Here is a 20770-nt window from a genome sequence, read left to right on the forward strand (position 1 = left end):
GGTCGACCCATCGCGATGGGTGTCACTTCCGGTGGACGGGGCGGTGGATCCAGCAAACCTCGCCGGTCGACGGCATCTCCCCCAACGCCTTGATCTCGCAAGCCAGCCGTGCGAGAACCTGACTCTTCGACCCCTGCCATGCCACGAAATCGCGATCTTCACCCAGGAGGTCTCCGGGCACCGCGCCGTGGTCGATCAGCGCATCGACCACGGACAACAGCACAGAAGTCGTCTCGGCGAAGGTCGCGCCTTCGCCTGCCTTCGCCCCAGCCACGGCGGCTATGACCGAGAGGCCGACCCAATCTTCTCTCGCATAGGCGAGCAGGTACTCCAGATCCTCTTCGTCGGACATGTTCACTCTCTGGAATGTGGCTCGTCAGGAACTCTGCGGCCAATGAAAAGCGATCCCGTACTCCTCCCGCGGACGACAGGGGCCCTGGAAGGTGTGTTCGACCACGCCTCGCCGGATCTCGAGCAGTCGCCGATCACCGGCCGGCGGCCGGATGACGCGCTCGTGATCGGTCTGTTCCGCGTACCACCAGCAAGCTTCGGGGACACAGTCGTCGAAAGTGATGCTGACGCTCAGGCCTCCGGTCACCCGGCCTTCGCCGTCGACCACGCGCGGCGCGATTCCGTGATGGTCGATGTCGACGTTGACCCAATGCCGTTCTTCGTCGAGGTCGTCATCGCAGGCGACGGAAACGAACTCGTGACGCTCGCCTTCGCTCAGCGGTTTCGGGAAGCGCAGGTCCACGGTCAGCGGATCTCCCGGTTGCGCGCCCGGCCGGGTCTCGGCACGGCAACCGAAGACCCCTTTGACGGGAATGGCGGCCAGATCACCGGTCCACCCGGTCAGAGCCCGCGCCCTGTAACCGTCGACACCGTTCTCGCGGGCGACGGCATTCCTCACCGTCAGCCGGCGATACGCGGTCCGGCACCGCATTTCCACAGCCACCAGCTGTCGTTCCAGGAAGACGGGCTGCACTCCGCCCGGGGACGGTCGACGACCGGACGCCTGGGGCTCCGGACAAGAGTTCCGCGCGATCTCCACATAGGTTCGCCAGGCTTCACCGTCGCGCGCGAGCATCTCCAGCTTCCCTGCCAGGCATGGGGAAAGCTTGTCGCTCACCGCGCGCCGCCAAGCGGTGTGCATCGGTGTCGTCGTGGTCGGCGGCGGAACTTCGAACACACCGGGCAGGTCCCTCAGCTGGCCGAAACGCTCGTCGAGGGTCGGCTCCCATTCCACCCCGCCGAGCCGGAACGCGGCATTCAGGATGTCGGAGCCCGTCGATTCGGTCGGCCCCAGCCGGCTGATCTCGTCGAGGACCAGTCCCCAGACCGCGAGGGCCCGGGTCTCCGGAGTCGCCGCGGTCATCGACTCCGTCGGCCGGACCAGCGCTCCGAGGGCGGCGGCCGATTCGCTCGCCGGGTCTTCGATCGCGTAACGCAGGAACCGGAGCGGCCCGCCGTCCTGGCGGCCCGCGAGCCAGCGCAGGGCGGCTTCGACCGCGGTCACCGAACAGGAAACACGTTCCCACTCCACCTGGATTGTCACGACACCCTCCACGTTACGTAGCGATGATCGACAATCGCGGCGCCTGTCGTCGCGCCCCAGGTGTACTAGTACACCTCTGCGAGCGATTCGGCAATGGTCGACTTCGCCGCGGCGAGCGAGAAACCATTTTCCCGCCAACTTCGAGATCACCCGACGGCCGTTCGGCGATCAGTAACGATAAAGCGAAGAAAACAACCCCCTCAACGCCGAAAGCGTCATTCCGGAATCAACTCTCCGGCAGGAGGTCATCGCCATGGTCCCCACCTTCCGACGCACCCTTGGCGCACTCGCCGTCACAGCCCTCATGCTCACCGGCGCCATCGCCGCGGTCGCGCCGGCTTCCGTCGCCGCCCAGGCGATCCCCGCGATGACGGGGATCCGCACCGGCCAGAACCCCGGCTTCGACCGGGTCGTGCTCGACCTGACAGCGGGGCCCGCTCCCGCCGTCCGGTACCAGCTCGTCGACGAGTTGATCGCCGACGGCTCGGGCGACATCGTCTGGCTGACCGGGGAATTCTTCGTCGCGGTCACCGCGACTCCGGCGGCCGCGCACGACGACGCCGGGAATCCGACCTATCCCGGACCGCAGAAGTTCCGGACCCGGAATCTGCGCAATGTCATGGCGGTCGCGGTCACCGGCGACTACGAAGGCACCTTGTCCGTCGGTCTCGGCGTCCGGTCCAGGACGCCGGTCAACGTGTTCACGCTGACTTCGCCGAACCGCGTCGTCATCGACGTCGCCCATTGATCGCGGGCGGGAATCCGTGAAGGCTTTTCGCCCGCCGCGCGGGGTTCGGTGAGCGAAATCCTTTTCGGATTCCCGCGCTGAAAATCCCGATCTGCCCGAAGGGGCGGCTTTTCGGAAATCCAGGTATCTGCCCAGCGGTATCGCGTTCCTTCCTTCCATCAGCATCACCTCCGCCGCGAAGGAGAACCGCATGCCGACCCCACGCAATCCCGACACCCCGTCCTTGGGCCCGGGTGGCGACAACCTCGAAGCGGGCCCGGGCAGCTCGGGCCTGGGAAGCTTCTCGAACAGCGAAATCGGCGAACTGGTGACCCAGGCCGCCGAAACGATGGCCACGTCCGGCGAGGACGCCGAGCGCAATTACCAGCGGAGCCTCGACCGGCTTCGCGAGCGCGCGGACGACGTCGTCCCGGCGCTCGGGGAGCAGTACGACGCCCTGTCCGAGGAGCAGTACCTGGAGCGTTGGGGCCTGGTCCAGCTACTCACCGACCTGCGGCACACGGCCGCCGTATCGGTACTCGAAGACGTGCTGCGCAGGCCGATCCCGCCGGAGCGCTCCGAAGACCCGGCACACGGGATCAGCACCGTCGGCGAAGAGGTGATCATCCGCACCACCGCCGTGGAAGCGTTGGCACGCCTGGCATCCGCCGGCGACAGCGCGGCCAAGGAGCTGTTGCTGCGACAGATCCGGCACGAGGTGTTCTCGGTGCGGCGCGCCGCGGTCCAGGCCATCGCCGAGACCGGCGACACCGACCTCACCGCCCGAGTGCGCGAGGAGCTCAGCGCTACGGAGGACGAGCGCCTGCTGAACATCAGGCGGGTCGACGTCCGCGGAGTCCCGCAGGCTGTCGGTGGCCGGTACCTGAAGGAAAAGCGGGCCGACGACGTGCCGCCGCCCGAACCTCCGCGCTCCTGAACCGACCTAATTCCTTCTACAGACAGGTGATCTCCGATGGCCACTTGCAGCTACACCGTGCCTGACAAGAACGTGACCGGGGACAATTTCTACGGCGCCTCGATCTGCAATCAGACCTACATCGACTATTTCTGGAACACCTACGGCTTCGCGGGCAACAAGGACTACTGGGACGACGGTTTCGGCTGGGAAGACGCGTGCAACACCGACAAGCCGCTGGCCCGGACGTTCAACGCGTGTTACCTGCTGACCTACTCGGCGCAGGACTACCAGAACGACGCCTACTCCGGGCCGATGCTGAACTGGGCACGCCGTTACGTCCGCGACAACTGCGACGACCTCCGCTCGCTCTGCGGTGACGGCACCGCCATCGCGACGTCGTTCAAAGGCCCGTTCACCGACGACCGGATCGAGTTGTACCTGGGTTTCTGGTACTCCAGCGACGTTCCCAGCCGCGCCGAGACGCTGGTCCACGAATCACGGCACCAGGGCGGGAAGCCGCACAACGCGAACTTCCCGGCGGGTTCGATCTACGGCGCCGGCAAGAGCGGAGCCGATTCCACGTGGGACTACCAGGGCGCCTGGATGTACGGCGCGCTCTACCTGTGGTGGTTCTACGCCCAGGGCGCCCGCACGACGTCCGCGTTGCGTGAACGTGCCCGCCAGCGCGGGAACGTCGTGATCGACAACGCCTTCGCGACCCACCCCGGCTTCACCATCTGACTCACGACCGGCAAGCCCTCTCGCACTGTAGGCGAGAGGGTTTCGTCGCGCGATACCTCCGATGACTAGAGCCATGTCCCACTCAACGGGGCTTGACCACTGAGATATCTGCCGCAATCATCGGATCTCTCGGTAACCACGCCCTGGATGAGAGCGGATGGTCATGAGAGTTCGAGCGCACCGCACCGCCTGGCTCGCCCTGGTCCTCGCCCTGCTGGCAGGCCTGCTCACCACGCCACCGGCGAGCGCGGAGCTGCACCATCCCCGCCAGCAGTGGCTGCGCGAGGCCACCGCGGGACTCTTCCTCCACTGGGGCATGTTCACCGCACCACGGCAGACCGATTGCGCCGCCTGGGAACGCGCGGTCACCGACGGCGGCTGGAGCGCCGGCTACTGGGTGGACGAGGCCCGCAAACTCGGCGCCTCCTACATCGTGCTCGCCACCTTCCACAGCAGGCTGGGCTACGCGCGGCCGTGGCCGTCGGCGATCCCGGGCAGCTGCTCCACGCGCCGCGACCTCCTCGGCGAGCTCGTCAAGGCGGGCAACGCCAAGGGCGTCCGGACGATCCTCTACATGACCGACGATCCCCAGTGGCACAAGGAAACCGGTGTCGAGTCACTCGATTCCGCCGCGTACTCCGCCTACAAGGGCAAGCAGGTCGACCTGACCACCCGCCCCGGCTTCGGCGAGTACAGCTACGACCTCTTCCACGAGGTCATGGACCGGTACTCCGACCTCGCCGGTTTCTGGATCGACAACGACAACGAGTACTGGGAGAAGAACAAGCTCTACGAACAGGTCCGTGAGAAGCGCCCGTCCTGGTTGCTGAGCAACAACAACGAGGACACCCCGATCATGGACACCGTCAGCAACGAGCAGAAGACCGGCATCACCCCGCCGTACGACTACCCGCAGGCCGCGTTCACCCCGATGCCGCGGCTGACCGAGGCCGATTACAAGCTGCCGACCAACGGCGGCTGGTGGTACGACGGCACCGATCAGGCCGTCGACTTCCGGCTGTCGACCGGTCGCTACATCACCAACGCGGGCTCGTCGATGAAGTCGCTGATGGCCGAAACCCCGATGGTGAACGGGAAGTTCCCGCCGCAGCAGGAGGCGTACAACAACTTCATGGCGAGCTGGGTGCCGCCGATCAAGTCCTCTTTGCAGGGCAAAGAGGGCGGCGGGTACCTGTACGGCGGGATGCAACCCGGATTCTGGAACGACGGCGCGCACGGCGTCGTCACCGTCGAACCCGGCGCCGGAACGCAGTACCTCCACGTGGTCACCCGTCCGAGCACCGACCTGCTCCGTCTGCGCGACAACGGCTACAAGGTGACCAAGGTTTCCGATGTGCGCACGGGAAAACCCTTGCGCTTCAGCCAGTCCGCCGGATACCTGACCATTGTGGATATCAAGGCTTGGGACACTTACGACACGGTGTTCAAAGTGGAGACCGCCGGGCAGCGGCATTTCCTCGACTCCCGCACGATCAAGGCGACCGCTTCGGCTTCGCGCGCGGGGCATCCGGCGGCGAATCTCGTCGACGGGGACTTCGAGAACTACTGGGACGCCGACGGCCAGGAACCGGTCTCGCTGACCTTGGACCTCGGCAGGCGGCGGACGGCGACCTACCTCGCGGTGAACCAGCGCGAGATGTCGCCGACGCACGCGCGCGAATCGTTCGGCAAACCGGAGGACTCGTCCCGGATCCAGGACTATCGCGTCTATGTCAGCGACGACGGCCGGAACTGGGGGAAGCCGGTGCGCACCGGCGCGATGCCGAGCGCCCGCGGCGTGCGGTTCATCGACTTCGGCGAGCGGCAGACCCGCTTCATCAAGCTCGAAGTGCTGAACACCTGGTCCGGCCCGCAGGCGAAACCCTTCTACCGGCAGCTGGCGATCGACGAGATCAAGGTGGCGTCCGGCTATCCCGCCTCGATCCTGGGCGCCCAGGTTCCGCTGGAGGCCGAGTCCTTCCGCAACGATCACGGCGGCCGCGCCCGCCTCGACTGGTGCTCCTCCTGTTCCGGATCGTTCCAGGTCACCGGGCTCGGCGGCGGCCCGCGCCACTCGGTCACGTATCCGGCGGTGACGGTCACGGAAGCCGGCACGTACCGGCTCCAACTCGACACCGTCGGCGGGCCCGCGACGTCGGTCGCGGTGAGCGTCGACGGCGGTGCTCCCGTCGAGACCTCGATCGAGGCCGGCACACCGGGAACCGTGACCTCGACAGCGATCCCCGTTTCGCTGAACGCCGGCGCCAACAGCGTCAAGGTGTTCAGCAACGCCCCCTCTGGACCGGGGCTCGACCGGATCGCGGTCGCTCCCGTGCCGCCGTCGTCCTACACGCCGAAGACGACCCTGACCGTCGAACCCGTTGGCGTCCAATGGCTTTCGCCCGGACAGCAGTCCTTGAAGGTGACCGCGAAGCTGCGGCTCGACGCCGATGACACGATCGGCAAGGTCACGATGGCGCCGGTCGTCCCGGAGGGCTGGGCCTTGCAGGGGGCTCCGGCGACGGCGACGTCCATGCGCGTCGGTAACGAGCTCGAAGCTTCCTGGACGCTGCTCTCCCCCGAAGGCGTCACCGCGGCCGACATCCCGGTCACCGCGTCGTTCGACCTCCTCGGCCGGGCGAAGTCGGTGAGCAAACCGGTCCGGGTGAGCCCGCGACCGGCGGACCGGGTCTTCATGCGGGAGGCCGAAGATTCGGCCAACGACGTCGGCGGCGCGGGCGTCACGAGCTGCGGGGTGTGCTCGGGCGGGCAGAAGGTCCGCAACATCGGCGGCGATCCGGACGCGTTCGTGCGGTTCGACGACGTGACCGTGCCCGAGACGAGGCGCTACACCCTCTACCTCGACTTCACCGTCAACGGGCCGCGCTCGTACTTCGTCGCGGTCAACGGCGGCACGCCGATCGAGGTGAAGGTCGACGGTGCCGGCAACAACACTCGGCTCACGACGTCGGTGCCGGTCGATCTGAAGGCGGGGGCGAACACGATCAAGCTGTTCAACGACCACGCGTCCGCCCCGGATCTCGATCGGCTGTCACTGGGGTGAGGTACCGGCTTGACCCTCTCCCCGGGAGAGGGTTCAGGCTGGTCCCATGACGACCTTGATGCCGATCGGCGTGTTCGCGCACGCCACCAGGCTGTCGGTCCGCGCGCTGCGGAACTACGACCGGCTCGGGCTGCTGGTGCCGGCGCGGATCGACCCTGGCACCGGGTATCGCCGGTACTCGCTGGAGCAGTTCGCCCGCGCGGGCCTGATCCGGCGGCTGCGGGAGCTGGAGGTGCCGCTGGCGGAGATCGGCGAGATCCTCGACGCGGGGTCCCCGGACGAGGTCAAGGCCGCGATCAAACGGCATCACGACCGGGTGGCGGCGCGGGCCGCCGAACTCGCGGCGATCAGCGGCGGGCTCGACTCCGTGCTCGCCGAGCCGACGCGGTGGCTGCACGTCTACGAGCGCGTGCGCACGCCGCAGCCGATCGCCCGCTTGACGATCCAGACCCCGCTGAGCGGCCTGGCCGAGCGGATCGGCCCCGCGTACGCCCGGTTGTTCGCGGCGCTAGATGCTCAAGGAGTCGCGCCTGCCGGGCCGCCCGGGACCCGTTACCGCACCGATGATCCCGACGAGCTCTCCGTCGAACTGTTCGTCCCGGTGGACAGGCCGGTGCGGGACGACGGCGAGATCGGTGCCGCCGAGCTTCCTGGTGGCCTGCTCGCGGCGACGATCCACGAAGGTGGCTACGAAGGCGTCGAGACCGCCTACCGATCGCTGGGCCGATGGATCGCCGAACGCGACCGCGTCCCGACCGGGCCCGCCGAAGAGTTGTACCTGGTGGCGCCCGGTCCGTCGGTCGCGCCCGAGGCCTACCGCACCGAAATCGCCTGGCCGGTGACCGCGTGATCCTCGACGGCATCAAGACCGAGGGCGGCGAGCACTGCGAGACCAGCACTCTCGACGTCCTCCTGCGGTACGCCGGGGTCGAGCTGTCCGAGCCGATGCTGTTCGGGCTCGGCGAGGGTCTGGGCTTCATCTACTGGGACGGCAAGAACCTGCCGTTCCCGTTCCTCGGCGGGCGCGCGAAGCCCGCCGAGATCACCCGGAAGCTGGCTGACCGCCTCGGGCTCACCTTGTGGGTCAAGGAAACGACGTCGGCGCGAACGGCGTGGCGCAACGTCGCGGAGCCGCTCGACGCCGGTGTCCCCGTCGGCCTGCAGCTCGACTCGTACCACCTCGAGTACTTCACCTCGAAAGTCCACTTCGGAGGGCACTTCGCGGCCTTGTACGGCTACGACGACCAGAACGCCTTCCTCGTCGATACGGCGCAGCAAGGTGGTTCCATGTCGACGTCGCTGGAGAGCCTGGAACGCGCTCGTGGCGAAAAGGGACCTATGACGGCGAAGAACCGCTCGTTCACCATCAGCGCGGACGCGCCCCCTGTTCCGCTCGCCGACGCCATCCGGACGGCCGTCCGGGCCAACGCCGCGGAGTTCCTCGCCCCGCCCATCGCGAACCTCGGGTATCGCGGGATCGGCAAGGCCGCTGTCCAGGTGCGGAAATGGCTGGACCGCAGCAGTGATCCGGCCCGCGATCTTCCCCAGGCCGCCGTCCTGATGGAACGGGCGGGAACCGGCGGCGCGCTCTTCCGCCGGATCTACCGCGACTTCCTCGAAGAGTGCACGACGCTCGTCAACGACGCCGGTCTCCGGACCGCGTATGAGAAGTACCGCGAAATCACTCCACTGTGGACGGAGGTCGCGCGATTGTTCACGAAGGCAGGCGAAACCGGCGACGAGAGGTGGTTGACCGACGCGTCCGCCGTCCTGTCCGAGCTGGCGCAGCGCGAACAGGAGGCGATGACGGCGCTCGCGACGGTTCAGCGTGCGCGTTCGTAAGGCAGCTTCTCCCCCGCTGCGACCGCGAACGGCAGATCGTTGCCCGCCGGCGGCAACGGACACGTGGCGAAGTCGGTGAACGCGCACGGAAGATTCGTGGCGCGGGTGAAGTCCAGGACGACGGACCCGTCCTCGGCGGGCGGCGGCACCGCGAGTGACCGGTTCGCCGCGTAGGTCGTGACGCCGCTTGTGGCATCGGTGAACAGGATGAGCAGGCCGTCCTTCTTGCCGTTGAACGCGGTGAGTGTGTGCTCGACGCCGTCGTGCTCGAAGCGCACGACGCCCGGGGAGACGTAAACGTGGCTGAGGCCTTCGACGACCGCGCCGACCGTCGTCGGCTTAGGCTCGTCGAAGGGCTCGAAAGTCCCGGTCAGCACCCAGGCCGCGTCGGGTTCGTACGCCGGGACACCGCGGAAGGCGTTCAGCACCGGGGCTTTCGGGTCGTGTGTGCGGATCAGGTATCCGCCGCGGCGCGCGACCTCGATCTCGATGTCCCCGGCGACGACCCGGGTGGTCGCGCCGCTGTTGACCAGTTCGAAGCGCCGGACGCCGGTGACCGGTTCGCCGTCGTGCGAGAGGTCCGCGCCCTGCGGGTCGAGGTAGGCCGCGTCGGCGTCCTGCCACCACAGACCGGGCAGGCCCTCGTAGGCGCGCGGCTTGTCCTCGAGCCAATCGAGCGAGACCAAGGCGAGCCAGCCGAGCGGGTCGGCGAGGTCGCGCTCGCGCTGGGTCTTCCAGCGCTGCCAGTCCTGCGTGAACGTGTCCAGGCTTGTGCTCATCGCCGATCCCTTCCGTGACCTTGCTCGTACTCCCTGGTCAACGGTGTGCCGGCGGCGATATTTCGTGTCCCGGCATGTGGGCTGGGCGCGCCTGGCCACGCCTTGGCCTGTCACCGCACGGAGCAGTAAAGCCGCTCCCCATTACCGCTCGCGGCGCGAGCCAGTGAAGCCAGCTCCGCGAGATGCCTGACCGCTTCGTCTTCCTCGATGAACTCGCCGTCGGCCTCCCGCAGACGTGACCAACGACGAGCCACATCGTCACGCTGCCGCTCATCCGCCGTCGCGAGCAGCGCTTGGAGCCGCTCCGAGACCACGAAGACATAGTGACCGTCATTCTCAATCCGGGTCACGTAGTGTGGCTCGCCGGCCCGCGATAGCTCCTGAACACCAAGCCCAGTGAAGAGACTCTCCCACTCGACCGCCGACACCTCCGGGCCGTACTCGCCTACGGTGACACGGTCGAACGTCCCCGGAGGGCTCATGCCTTTGACCGCGGCCGCCGCCCCGTCGCCAGGTGCGATGAAGAAATCCGCCCACTCGTCGACACCCGATCGGCGGGAACCTTGAAGCGGGCCGGTTCGACTGTCGTCATGGTGGCGATGCCAAGCGCCCGGCCTCGCCGGTAGGCGACCGGTTACGGTAGTGCGCGCTCGAATCATCGCAATCGGAGGACTAATTGCGATGAGGGTGCACCGTTTCGCCGGATCACCCTTCAGTGGCAAATGTGCAGATTCGCCGATTACATAAAATTACGAACACATGTTCGGTTTATGAGTGTATTCTTGAGGGTGTCCGAGACTTTCCTTCCTGAGTTGCCGCAGGAGTTGTGGCGTGCCGGCAAGGTGGAGCTTGCGCATGGTGTGCAGCAGTTCTTGCGGGTGATGCGGGTGGCTTCTGCGGGGTTGGGGCAGTACTTGGCGGAGGTGGAGTCTCGGGGTGCGAAGGAGTTGTTCGGGTATGGGTCGACGGCGGCGTGGTTTGCCGATGTGGCGGGATTGTCGCGGGGTGAGGCGGGCCCGATGGTGAGTCGGGCGATCGCGGTGAACCCGGCTCGTGCGTTGGACGGCACCGAGGTTCCGGCTGTGGCGCCTGCGACGGCGGTGGTGGCTGCGGAGGGGGTGATCGGTGAGCATCGGATCGATCAGATCTTGGAGATCATGAAGAAGATCCCGGCCGACACCGCTGTGGAGGATCGGGAGAGCGCGGAGAAGATCCTCGCCGATCTCGCCCGTAACGCGGGTCCTCGGCAGTTGGTGGAGGCCGAGCAGAACATCGTGGCCTGGCTCGACCCCGACGGGAACGAACCGAAAGAGCCCGAACCGAAGCAGCCGCGCCGGGAAGTCACGCTGGAGCGCCGCAAAGACGGGTTCTGGAAGCTGACCGGTTTGCTGGATGACGAGCTGGGTGCGCGGACGGCGGCCGCGTTGGAGGCGTATGCGAAGCCGCGTCCGGTGGACGAGTTCGGGCAAGCCGACCTGCGCATGAAATGCGAACGCCAAGGTGACGCCTGGGCCGAACTCCTCGACCTGGCGATCGCCTGCCCGGATCAGCCGGGCACCAGCGGGTACCGGACCTTGGTGCATGTCACCATCGGGCTGGAGGAACTCAAGACCGGGATCGGGAAGGCGTGCCTGGACTTCGTCGGCACCATGACCGCCCGCGAGGCCCGCATGGCCGCCTGCGACTGCTTGATGCTGCCGGTGGTGATGAACGCCGCCGGGGAACCCCTCGACGTGGGACGGCTACGACGCTTCGTCACACCCGGCCAGAGACGAGCGCTCAACATCCGCGACCGCGGCTGCGCCTTCCCGGGATGTCATCGGCAGCCCAAGAACTGCCACGCCCACCACATCGAGCACTGGGCAGACGACGGCCCCACCGACCTCCGGAACCTGGTCCTGCTCTGCGGCTTCCACCACCGCCTCATCCACCACGGCGACTGGCAAGTCCACATGGCGCCAGACGGGCTACCGGAGTTCATCCCACCCCAATACTTGGACCCGCTCCGAAGAACCCGACGCAACACCCACGCATGATCCGAGGAGCCCGCCAGCCACACCGGCGACGGGCCCCTCGTCGTGCCCGAAACTGTTCGGCACCGGCGGGAACCCCGGGATCGGCTGCGCCATTCGGGCGTATTCGCGGGCTATCCCTCGTTCCTTTCTTCCCACCCGGAGCAAGATCTTCCGTTCCGGACTTGGGAGGGGACGGAACACAGCATGGTGAATCAGCCACGTGGACCGGATGGTCGCTGGATCAAATACAAATACGGTGCGGGCGCGCTGGCCACGGCGGGCGTGGTCGTGGCCGCCACCAACGGGATAGGCGGAGGCGGCGCCGCCTCGTTGGACTCCGCCGCGAGCCAAGCTCTCAAAGGCAAGAGCTCCAGCAAGAAATCCGCGCAGAAGGGCCGCCATTCCGAAGCATGGCAGCGTCTGGGCTGGCGTCAACTCAAGAAAACCGCGAAGCGCGAACTGAAATGCGGACCGCATTCCTTCGGTGAGGTCCAGCGCTTCTTCCTGCGCCACCCGTGCGTCGACCTCGACCGCATGATCGTCACCGTCGGCGACGGAGCCGGGAACACCATCGCCGTGTCCGTCGCGTGGGTGAAGATGCCGAAGGCGAGCGAAGCGAGCGAGCTGAAACGGCTCCTCGACAAGGACGGCACCGGCAATGTCGCGCTTTACGGCGAGGTGCGGCACGGCAGCCGCTTCACCGGCGAGAACTACGACTCCCGCCTGGCCAAGAAGCTGGTCGTGATCGCCGAGTCCGCTCCTGTCGCCGGAAGGCCGAGCGAAGCGACATTGGAGACCGCCGTCGAAGTCGCGGTCGAATTCCCCGCACCCTGATCCCGCCACCGACGGAACGGAACGCACGTGAGCCGGAGCGAACACGCCAGAAGGCGACTCGAAACCCAAGCTAGGCAGGTGATCGAGAGCACCTTCGCCGACCTGGACTCGTTGCAGCGCAACGTTCTCACCGCCCTACTCAGCCGGACCGGCGTGGGCTGGCGGCTGCTGGTCAAGACGGTGCTGCCGTCGGACGACGACCGGAGCGCGGACGCGTTCCTGATCGGCCGCACCGGCGTCCTCGCCCTCCTGATCACCGACAAGGGCCCGGACAGCGAAACCGCGAATCAAGTCCTGCGCCACGCGAAAGAGCGCTTCGCCGGCATCCCCGGCCCCCAGGGCCGTTCCCTGGCCGAGAGCGCGATCCACCTCGTGGTGATCGGCTCGGGCGCGGGCAGCACCCGGCAGGACGGCGTCTACTGGTCGCTCACCGAATCGAGTCTCGACCGCGTCTTCCGGCGTGACGCGCTCCACCTCGACCGGCGGCTGGTCACCGTCATCGCCGAGCAGGCGGAACGACGGCTGCGCGGCTACCGTCCGCTGGCCGTTCAGCAGCCGGAGCGCGCCCCGGACGCCGCGGGACTGCTGGACGCCGGTGAACTGATCGAAGACCAGCTCGGCGCGGCTCAGCGGCGGCCGTTCGACTCCTGGCTCACCTTTCTGCATCCGCAGCAGAACGCGATCGTCAAACGCGACTACTCGGGTCCGGCGCGGATCAGTGGCCCCGCGGGCACCGGCAAGACGGTCGTCGCGTTGCACCGGCTCAGGCATCTGGCCCGGCTCAGCACCGGTCCGCTGCTGTACACCACCTACGTCCGCTCGCTGCCGCCGGTGATCAAAACGTCCTTCGACCGGCTGGCCCCGGAGCTGGACGGACGCGCCGAGTTCACGAACCTGCACGCCTGGGTCCGCCGGTTCCTCACCGAGCGGGACGTCCGCGTGAACGTCGACCGCACTCAGATCGAGAACGCGTTCAGTTTCGCGTGGATCGCCTTCCGCGATCGGCTCCAGGCCATCGAACCGAATGTCGACTACTGGCGCACCGAGCTGGATCGGGTGATCAAAGGGCGCGGGATCACGACGCTCGACGGCTATCTAGCGATCACCCGGCGAGGCCGGATCCTGCCGCTCAACGCGAGCCAGAAAGAACTCGTCTGGGGCCTGTACGAGCAGTACCAGCGGCGCCTCACGGACAACGGAGCGCACGACCACAACGACCTGATCGAACTGGGCCGTGCCGAACTCGTGCGACAGCCGCTCGAAACGCCGTACGCGGCGGTCGTCGTCGACGAGGTCCAGGACATCCCGCTGTGCGGCCTGCGGCTGCTGCGCGAACTGGCGGGCGACCGCCCGAACAAGCTCCTGCTGGTCGGCGACGGGCAGCAGCAGGTCTACCCCGGCGGCTGGCGGCTGTCCGACGCCGGCATCCCGATCCAGGGCCGCGGCGAGATCCTGAAGGTCAACTACCGCAACCGCGCCGAGGTGCTCTCCTTCGCACGGCGGTTCGACGCGACGAACCGGGTGGACGACCTCGACGGCGCCGACGGAGTCGCCTTGCGCGCGGCCGAATCCGCTAACGCCGGCGGAACCACCGCCACCTGGCGCGGCACCTCGCGCGCTCTTCCCGACGTCCTGGTCGACGCCGTCCGCGGGCTGCCGGTCCGCCGGGATCACTCGGCGCTGATCGTCTTCCAGCACAGGGATCTGAGCCGCTGCGTCGAGATCCTGCGCGCGGCGGGGATCCCGACGCTGGCGCTGGAGAAGTACACCGGCGAGGCCGACGGCAAGCTCAAGGTCGGCACCGTGCACCGCGCGAAGGGGCTCGACTTCCAGGCCGTGCTCGTCCTGGAGAACACCCACGAAAACGGGACCGGGACGCAGGCCGAGGAGGAGCGCCGCGAGCTGCGCGGCAGGCAGCACCTGGTCGCGGCGACCCGGGCCCGCGACTTCCTCTGGTGGGGCGTGCTCGACGAACCTGCCGCCGAATAATTTTTTTGTCTTGACAACTTCACTCTTCGGACGGTTAGCTGAGCGCACACCGATCGAAGGGAACAAGTCATGGCCAAGTTCGCGAACGTCGACGACTACCTCGCCGCCCTGCCCGAGGGCCTGCGCGAGGTCGCCACCGCGCTGCGCCCGATCGTCAACGCCGCCCTTCCGGGCTCCATCGAGGCGATGTACCACGGTTCCCCGACCTGGAGCGCGGGCGAAGCCGTGGGCAAGAACCTCGTCTGCCTGGTGAAGGCGTACTCGTCGTACGTCACCTTCGCCCTCTGGAAGGGGCAGCTCGTCGACGACGAGTCCGGCAGGCTGGAGGCGAGTGCCCGGGAGATGGCGCACGTCAAGCTGCGCTCGGTCGACGACATCGACGCCGACCTGTTCACCGGCTGGCTCAAGCAGGCACGAGACCTCGAAGCCCCCGCCGGAGCACGGTGACACAATCGGCGGCGTGCCCGTGATCACCGACGAATCCCGTTGCCCGTGCGGCCTCGGCGAGCCCTACGGCGCTTGCTGCGGCCGTTTCCACCGCGGCGCGGCGACAGCGCCGACCGCCGAACTCCTGATGCGGTCGCGGTTCAGCGCGTTCGCCGTCGGCGACACCGCGTACCTCGACGCGACCTGGGATCCGAAGACCAGGCCCGTGGACCTCGAACTCGCCCCGGGACAACGCTGGACGTTCCTGGAGATCCTCGGCAAGACCGGCGGCGGCCTGCTGGAGAACGAGGGCACCGTCGAGTTCCGGGCCCACTACCGGCAGGATCGCCGGCCCGGCAGCATGCACGAGAACAGCCGCTTCGTCCGCGTCGGCGGGCAGTGGATCTACGTCGCGCCCGTCACCTGAGTTCCGCCGACTCGCCCAATCGGGCTCCCCTCGCGTGATAGACAAGGCGGCGATGGGAAAACTGACCCGCCGGGCGAGGGCGAAGGCCGACTACTACGCCTACTCGGCCGCTCGTGAGTGGCCGGTCGCGGCGTCCGGGGTCGGCGTCGTGCTGGGTGCGGCGACGATCCTCCCCAGCGCGATCGGCCTCGTGCTTTCGGTGCTGGCACTGGTTTTGGGGACGGTCACCTTCGCCAGGGACCTCCGGCTGCTGCGGGCACGCTGGGCCGGTTTCGAGTTCAGCGCGATCGCCGCCCCCTTCCCCACCGCCGAGCTGCCACCTCCGCCCGCGTACCCGGGGGCGAAGTATCTCGCCGTTCCCGCACGGGGAACGGCACTCGTCAGCGACGCGATCGACGAGGCGCTTTCAGCGGGCGACTTCCGCATCGTCGTCACCGAGGAGCCGTACCGCCTGCCGCCCAAGCTCAAGGCGACCGCGCCGCACGTCCTGCCCCTGCGGGCGAAGGGGCGCGTGCTGTTCAACGGCCCCATCGTCGGCATGCGCGGCGAACCGCTTCCCGCGGCAGGCAGCACCCCGGCCCCGATCCGGCTGCATCGCGCGCGGTTCTTCGACGCCGTGTGCTCCAACGAACTGGCGACGCTGCGGATCACCAGGACGGACACCGGCGAGGAGTACGACCTCCGCCGCGAGGAACTCGCCGACTCCTCGGGCAGCCTGCGCACGCTCGCGAGCAGCGAGCTGGCCGACCTGGTCGGCGTCTCGACCATCGCGTTCACCGCCGACGGCAAGCTGGTCGTGGTGCTCCAGTCCAGGCGGAACTCGGCGAGCGCGATGCTGCTCGCGCCGTCGGGCAGCGGCTCCCTCGAACCCCAGGACCTCGACACGCCCGACGGCGGACGCCGCCGGATGCTGCACACGGCGGTGATCGCCGGGATGGAACGGGAACTCCGCGAGGAGACCGGCGTCCTGCCCGGCGAGATCGTTTCGACCCGGCTGACCGGGTTCGCGCGCTGGATGGAACGCGGCGCCAAACCGGAGTTCTTCGGGATCACCGCGCTTTCCGTGGACAGCGACACTCTGCGGGCCCGTCGTACCCGTGGCGCCGAAAGGCTGTTCAGCGAGGGCGCGAACGTGCTCGACGTCGACCTCGCCGCGCTCGGTGAAGAGCTCTCCGGCGGCGTGGACATCGCCGACGCGCCGTCCTTGCCGTCGAGGGTGCGTGACGACGCGTCACTGCCTTTGCTGCTGTGCCTGCGCGCCGCCGCTCTCCGGCGGACTCTCCACCACTGACGAACCCGGTGCAAGGGTCTGGCCTAGCCGTGATGTGACGGCTACCATCTCCCCCTAACATTGTTAGGGAACTTTCTTAACGATTTCCGACCAGGTCCGCCGCCGTGTGCCCAAGGAGGCGCGCTCGTGAGTTTTCGGCAGAAGAGAACCCGGATCCCGTTACTGGCCATGACCGTCACCGCGCTGGCCGCGGCGGTCTGCGGGGTGACCACCGCTCCCGCCGCCACCGGCGCGGAAGCGGCCGTCCCGCTGTCCGTCGGCGCCGTCGCGGGCGACGCCACCCCGATCCCCGGCTACGTGATCCAGTCTTCGGCGCAGGTCAGCGATGATTCGGCGGTGTCGAAGCCGGGCTTCCCCACCACCGGCTGGTACCCGGTGTCGTCGCGCTCGACCGTCTACGCGGGACTGCTGCAGAACGGCAAGTACGCCGACCCGTTCTACTCGACGAACATGAAGAACGTGCCGACGGCGCAGTTCACCGTGCCGTGGTGGTACCGCACCGACCTGAACGTCGAGGACACCTCGCAGCGCACGTACCTCGACTTCAGCGGCGTCCTCTCGAAGGCCGACGTCTGGGTCAACGGCACCAAGATCGCGACGAAGGACCAGGTCAACGGCGCCTACACGCGCCACGACCTCGACATCACCGCGAACGTCCGCCAGGGCGCCAACAGCATCGCGTTCAAGGTCTACCCCAACGATCCCAACAACGACCTCTCGATGGGCTGGATCGACTGGGCGCAGACCCCGCCGGACCAGAACATGGGCATCGTGCGTGACGTCCTCGTCCGGCGCGGCGGCCCGGTGGCGCTGCGCAGCGCCCACGTGGTCCAGAAGCTGAACCCGTCGCTGAGCCACGTCGACCTCACGGTCAAGGCCGACGTCCGCAACGACTCGGCGAACGCGGTGCAGACCACGGTCGCCGGCACGGTCGCCGGGAAGCCGGTCAGCCAGACGGTTTCGCTGGCCGCGAAGGAACGCAAGACCGTCACCTTCGGCGTGGTCGGCCTGGACAACCCGAACGTGTGGTGGCCCGCCGGGATGGGCGGCCAGAACCGGTACGACCTGGATCTGACCGCGAGTGTCGGCGGCACGGCGTCCGACGCCTCGAAGTCGAAGTTCGGCGTCCGCGACGTCAAGGCGACGCTGAACTCCAGCGGCGGACGGCAGTACAGCGTCAACGGCAAGCCGCTGCTGATCCGCGGCGGTGGCTACACGCCGGACCTGTTCCTGCGCTGGAACGAGACCGCGGCGGCCGACAAGCTCAAGTACGTGCTGAACCTCGGGCTCAACACGGTCCGGCTGGAAGGCCACATCGAGCCGGACGAGTTCTTCGACATCGCCGACGACCTCGGTGTGCTGACCATGCCCGGCTGGGAATGCTGCGACAAGTGGGAAGGCCAGGTCAACGGCGAGGAGAAGGGCGAGCCATGGGTCGAGTCGGACTACCCGATCGCCAAGGCGTCGATGTTCTCCGAGGCCGAGCGCCTGCGTGACCACCCGAGCGTCATCTCCTTCCACATCGGCAGCGACTTCGCGCCGGACAAGCGGATCGAGCAGGGCTACCTCGACGCGATGAAGGCGGCCGACTTCGCTCCTCCGGTGATCCCGGCGGCGTCCGCGAGGCCGTCCCCCATCACCGGCGCGTCCGGCATGAAGATGAACGGCCCGTACGACTACGTGCCGCCGGTGTACTGGTACGACAAGTCGCAGAAGGATCGCGGCGGCGCGTGGAGCTTCAACTCCGAGACCAGCGCCGGCGTCGACATCCCGACGATGGACACCCTGAAGCGGATGATGTCGGCCAGTGAGCTCGAAACGATGTGGAAGAACCCGTCGGCCGCGCAGTACCACCGCTCGTCCTCGGCGACCTTCGGGAACCTGAAGCTGTTCGGCAACGCCCTCACCAAGCGCTACGGCGCTCCGGCGGATCTGAACGATTTCGTGCGGAAGTCCCAGCTCGCGCAGTACGAGAACGTCCGGGCGGAATTCGAGTCGCACTCCCGCAACTACACGGACTCGACCAACCCGTCGACCGGGTTGATCTACTGGATGCTCAACAGCCCGTGGACTTCGCTGCACTGGCAGCTGTTCGACGCCTACATGGATCAGAACGGCGCGTACTACGGCGCGAAGAAGGCCAACGAGCCGGTGCACATCCAGTACTCGCACGACAACCGGTCGGTCGTGGTGATCAACCAGACGTCGAACGCGGTGAGCGGGCTGACGGCGACCACGAAGCTGTACAACCTCGACGGAACCGAGAAGTACAGCAACACCAAGACCGGGCTTTCGGTCGGCGCGCTGGGCGCCAAGTCCACCGCGGTCACCGTCCCGGCTGTGAGCGGGCTTTCCACGACCTACCTGGCGAAGCTGGTGCTCACCGACTCGGCTGGCAAGGAAGTCAGCCGGAACGTGTACTGGCTCTCCACCAAGGCGGACACGCTGAACTGGGGCGGCAGCGACTGGTACTACACGCCGCAGTCGGCCTACGCGGATCTGTCCGGGCTGAAGAACCTCGGCCAGTCGGCCGTCAGCGCGACGGCGAAGTCGGTCGCCGGTTCCGACGGCACCACCACGACGACGGTGACGCTGAAGAACACCTCGGGCGGCAAGCTCCCGGCGTTCTACGTCGACTCGAAGGTCGTGGACGCCGCGGGCAAGCCGGTGCTCCCGGTGGAGTGGAACGACAACGCGGTGAGTCTGTGGCCGGGTGAAACGACCACGCTGACCGCGAAGTACCGCACGGCCGACCTCAAGGGCTCCAAGCCTTCGGTGCGGGTCTCGGGCTGGAACACCGGCACGCAGACCGTTCCGGCCGACGGTTCGGGCCCCGGCCCGAACAACCCGGTCGACTACCAGGCCGAGGACGCCACGATCGTCCAGGGCGCGGTGGAGTCCAACCACGCCGGGTTCACCGGCAGCGGGTTCGTCAACTACGACAACGTCGCGGGCAGCTCGGTCGAGTGGACGGTCGACGTCCCCGCGGCCGGTACCTACGACGTCGTCGTCCGGTACGCCAACGGGACGACGGCGGACCGGCCGCTGGACTTCTCCGTCAACGGCTCGATCAGCGCGTCGGGCGTCGGCTTCGGCGCCACCGGCGCCTGGCCGAACTGGACGACGAGAACCGTCAAGATGACCTTGGCGGCGGGGCGGAACAAGATCAAGGCGGTCGCCACCACGGCGAACGGCGGCCCCAACGTCGACAAGATCACCCTCTGACCCGGGAGTCGCCCGAGGCCCCCTTCGCCACCCGGCGAAGGGGGCCTCTCCCGTCATCAGGTGGGTTAGGCTTTCCGGGTGACCGGAAAACCCGATCCGCGCCTGCGGGACCTCGCGATGCTGCGACGTGTCCGCGACCGGATCGATCGCGACTACGCGCAGCCGCTCGACGTCGAGGCACTGGCGCGCGGCGTGCACGTCTCGGCCGGGCACCTGAGCCGGGAATTCCGCGCCGCGTACGGCGAATCGCCCTACAGCTATCTGATGACCCGCCGGATCGAGCGGGCCATGATGCTGCTGCGGCGCGGGGACATGTCGGTCACCGAGGTCTGCTTCGACGTCGGTTTCTCGTCGCTGGGCACCTTCAGCACGCGGTTCTCCGAACTCGTCGGCATCTCGCCCAGCGCCTACCGCAAGCAGGCGGCGGAAGAGGGCCGCGGCATGCCCGGCTGCGTCGTCAAACAGGTCATGCGACCGATCAGGAATAGAGAAGCGGCTTCCCGTCGTCCCGACCTACCTTGAGTCGCATGATCCTCTCGATTCACGCGTCCTTCCTCCCCGCCGACGATCTCGAGGCTTCCCTTTCCTTCTATCGCGACGTCCTGGGCTTCGAGGTGCGGGACGGCGGCGCGCACCGGGTCGCCGTCGGCCCGCCGGGGCAGCCTCGGACGTCGATCGTGCTCCATTCCCCGGCCGCCGGCCCGGAGATCACCGACGAGGAGCGGGCCACGATCGCCGAGTTGATGGCCAAGGGCACGTACGGGGCCATCGTGCTGTCCACTTCGGACCTGATCGGCACCTTCGACCGGATCCAGGCCACGGGCGCGGACGTCGTCCAAGAGCCGATGAACCAGCCGTACGGCGCCTTCGACTGCGCGTTCCGCGACCCGGCGGGCAACCTGGTGCGTATAGCGCAGCGCTAGCCGGGGCTCGGTG

The 20770-nt window shown here is 67.8% G+C and carries 19 protein-coding genes; 15 read left to right on the forward strand and 4 right to left on the reverse strand.

The window, feature by feature from the left end:
* Positions 1 to 22: 22 nt before the first annotated feature.
* On the reverse strand, positions 23 to 352 hold the full coding sequence (locus AB0N89_RS10125) for a hypothetical protein (RefSeq protein ID WP_364202567.1): 330 nt from the start codon (positions 350 to 352) through the stop codon (positions 23 to 25).
* 24 nt (positions 353 to 376) lie between these two features.
* Positions 377 to 1555 carry a hypothetical protein gene (locus AB0N89_RS10130; RefSeq protein ID WP_364202569.1) on the reverse strand — a complete coding sequence of 393 codons (1179 nt, stop codon included), beginning with the start codon at positions 1553 to 1555 and terminating at the stop codon, positions 377 to 379.
* Between the two features lie 253 nt (positions 1556 to 1808).
* Here AB0N89_RS10130 and AB0N89_RS10135 point away from each other — a divergent pair, with 253 nt between their 5' ends.
* The 6 genes from AB0N89_RS10135 to AB0N89_RS10160 all read left to right on the forward strand — a co-directional run bounded on the left by AB0N89_RS10135 (position 1809) and on the right by AB0N89_RS10160 (position 8848).
* Complete coding sequence (locus AB0N89_RS10135) at positions 1809 to 2303, forward strand: hypothetical protein (RefSeq protein ID WP_364202572.1); 495 nt, start codon at positions 1809 to 1811, stop codon at positions 2301 to 2303.
* 190 nt (positions 2304 to 2493) lie between these two features.
* Positions 2494 to 3219 (forward strand): HEAT repeat domain-containing protein, encoded by a 726-nt coding sequence (locus AB0N89_RS10140; RefSeq protein ID WP_364202575.1) that lies wholly within the window; start codon positions 2494 to 2496, stop codon positions 3217 to 3219.
* 36 nt (positions 3220 to 3255) lie between these two features.
* Entirely contained in the window at positions 3256 to 3942 is a 687-nt protein-coding gene (locus AB0N89_RS10145; protein ID WP_364202578.1) for a hypothetical protein, read from the forward strand.
* Positions 3943 to 4099: 157 nt separating this feature from the next.
* Positions 4100 to 7006, forward strand: coding sequence for an alpha-L-fucosidase (locus AB0N89_RS10150; protein WP_364202581.1), 2907 nt, complete (start codon positions 4100 to 4102; stop codon positions 7004 to 7006).
* 46 nt (positions 7007 to 7052) lie between these two features.
* Complete coding sequence (locus tag AB0N89_RS10155) at positions 7053 to 7856, forward strand: MerR family transcriptional regulator (RefSeq protein WP_364202584.1); 804 nt, start codon at positions 7053 to 7055, stop codon at positions 7854 to 7856.
* A complete protein-coding gene (locus AB0N89_RS10160) occupies positions 7853 to 8848 on the forward strand; it encodes a BtrH N-terminal domain-containing protein (RefSeq protein WP_364202586.1) in 996 nt (331 codons plus the stop codon). The genes AB0N89_RS10155 and AB0N89_RS10160 overlap by 4 nt, the downstream gene beginning before the upstream one ends.
* On the opposite strand, the gene AB0N89_RS10165 is transcribed toward AB0N89_RS10160, so the two are convergent.
* Together AB0N89_RS10165 and AB0N89_RS10170 are read right to left on the reverse strand one after the other, a co-directional pair.
* Complete coding sequence (locus AB0N89_RS10165; protein ID WP_364202588.1) at positions 8830 to 9627, reverse strand: DUF1684 domain-containing protein; 798 nt, start codon at positions 9625 to 9627, stop codon at positions 8830 to 8832. The genes AB0N89_RS10160 and AB0N89_RS10165 overlap by 19 nt on opposite strands.
* Positions 9628 to 9737: 110 nt before the next feature.
* Positions 9738 to 10109, reverse strand: coding sequence for a hypothetical protein (locus AB0N89_RS10170; protein ID WP_364202591.1), 372 nt, complete (start codon positions 10107 to 10109; stop codon positions 9738 to 9740).
* Between the two features lie 306 nt (positions 10110 to 10415).
* Here AB0N89_RS10170 and AB0N89_RS10175 point away from each other — a divergent pair, with 306 nt between their 5' ends.
* The 9 genes from AB0N89_RS10175 to AB0N89_RS10215 all read left to right on the forward strand — a co-directional run bounded on the left by AB0N89_RS10175 (position 10416) and on the right by AB0N89_RS10215 (position 20757).
* Positions 10416 to 11663, forward strand: a complete 1248-nt coding sequence (locus tag AB0N89_RS10175) for a DUF222 domain-containing protein (protein ID WP_364202594.1) — start codon at positions 10416 to 10418, stop codon at positions 11661 to 11663.
* 183 nt (positions 11664 to 11846) lie between these two features.
* Entirely contained in the window at positions 11847 to 12476 is a 630-nt protein-coding gene (locus tag AB0N89_RS10180) for a hypothetical protein (RefSeq protein WP_364202597.1), read from the forward strand.
* 78 nt (positions 12477 to 12554) lie between these two features.
* Positions 12555 to 14465 carry a UvrD-helicase domain-containing protein gene (locus AB0N89_RS10185; RefSeq protein ID WP_364202600.1) on the forward strand — a complete coding sequence of 637 codons (1911 nt, stop codon included), beginning with the start codon at positions 12555 to 12557 and terminating at the stop codon, positions 14463 to 14465.
* 69 nt (positions 14466 to 14534) lie between these two features.
* Positions 14535 to 14912 (forward strand): DUF1801 domain-containing protein, encoded by a 378-nt coding sequence (locus AB0N89_RS10190; RefSeq protein WP_364202603.1) that lies wholly within the window; start codon positions 14535 to 14537, stop codon positions 14910 to 14912.
* A 19-nt stretch (positions 14913 to 14931) separates the two neighbouring features.
* Complete coding sequence (locus AB0N89_RS10195) at positions 14932 to 15318, forward strand: YchJ family metal-binding protein (protein WP_364202825.1); 387 nt, start codon at positions 14932 to 14934, stop codon at positions 15316 to 15318.
* A 52-nt stretch (positions 15319 to 15370) separates the two neighbouring features.
* A complete protein-coding gene (locus AB0N89_RS10200) occupies positions 15371 to 16609 on the forward strand; it encodes a hypothetical protein (RefSeq protein ID WP_364202606.1) in 1239 nt (412 codons plus the stop codon).
* Between the two features lie 126 nt (positions 16610 to 16735).
* A complete protein-coding gene (locus AB0N89_RS10205) occupies positions 16736 to 19834 on the forward strand; it encodes a CBM35 domain-containing protein (protein WP_364202609.1) in 3099 nt (1032 codons plus the stop codon).
* Positions 19835 to 19951: 117 nt separating this feature from the next.
* A complete protein-coding gene (locus AB0N89_RS10210; RefSeq protein ID WP_143254585.1) occupies positions 19952 to 20356 on the forward strand; it encodes a helix-turn-helix transcriptional regulator in 405 nt (134 codons plus the stop codon).
* Between the two features lie 5 nt (positions 20357 to 20361).
* A complete protein-coding gene (locus tag AB0N89_RS10215; protein ID WP_364202612.1) occupies positions 20362 to 20757 on the forward strand; it encodes a VOC family protein in 396 nt (131 codons plus the stop codon).
* The last annotated feature ends 13 nt before the right edge of the window (positions 20758 to 20770 follow it).

This window comes from Amycolatopsis sp. NPDC089917 (assembly GCF_040684635.1).
GTDB lineage: Bacteria > Actinomycetota > Actinomycetes > Mycobacteriales > Pseudonocardiaceae > Amycolatopsis.

What these genes read in the sequence shown, in the direction of transcription:
- AB0N89_RS10125 (WP_364202567.1), bottom strand. Translation starts at nt 352, where the DNA reads ATGTCCGACGAAGAGGATCTGGAGTACCTGCTCGCCTATGCGAGAGAA.
- AB0N89_RS10135 (WP_364202572.1), top strand. Translation starts at nt 1,809, where the DNA reads ATGGTCCCCACCTTCCGACGCACCCTTGGCGCACTCGCCGTCACAGCC.
- AB0N89_RS10140 (WP_364202575.1), top strand. Translation starts at nt 2,494, where the DNA reads ATGCCGACCCCACGCAATCCCGACACCCCGTCCTTGGGCCCGGGTGGC.
- AB0N89_RS10145 (WP_364202578.1), top strand. Translation starts at nt 3,256, where the DNA reads ATGGCCACTTGCAGCTACACCGTGCCTGACAAGAACGTGACCGGGGAC.
- AB0N89_RS10150 (WP_364202581.1), top strand. Translation starts at nt 4,100, where the DNA reads ATGGTCATGAGAGTTCGAGCGCACCGCACCGCCTGGCTCGCCCTGGTC.
- AB0N89_RS10155 (WP_364202584.1), top strand. Translation starts at nt 7,053, where the DNA reads ATGACGACCTTGATGCCGATCGGCGTGTTCGCGCACGCCACCAGGCTG.
- AB0N89_RS10165 (WP_364202588.1), bottom strand. Translation starts at nt 9,627, where the DNA reads ATGAGCACAAGCCTGGACACGTTCACGCAGGACTGGCAGCGCTGGAAG.
- AB0N89_RS10170 (WP_364202591.1), bottom strand. Translation starts at nt 10,109, where the DNA reads ATGAGCCCTCCGGGGACGTTCGACCGTGTCACCGTAGGCGAGTACGGC.
- AB0N89_RS10180 (WP_364202597.1), top strand. Translation starts at nt 11,847, where the DNA reads ATGGTGAATCAGCCACGTGGACCGGATGGTCGCTGGATCAAATACAAA.
- AB0N89_RS10190 (WP_364202603.1), top strand. Translation starts at nt 14,535, where the DNA reads ATGGCCAAGTTCGCGAACGTCGACGACTACCTCGCCGCCCTGCCCGAG.
- AB0N89_RS10200 (WP_364202606.1), top strand. Translation starts at nt 15,371, where the DNA reads ATGGGAAAACTGACCCGCCGGGCGAGGGCGAAGGCCGACTACTACGCC.
- AB0N89_RS10210 (WP_143254585.1), top strand. Translation starts at nt 19,952, where the DNA reads ATGCTGCGACGTGTCCGCGACCGGATCGATCGCGACTACGCGCAGCCG.
- AB0N89_RS10215 (WP_364202612.1), top strand. Translation starts at nt 20,362, where the DNA reads ATGATCCTCTCGATTCACGCGTCCTTCCTCCCCGCCGACGATCTCGAG.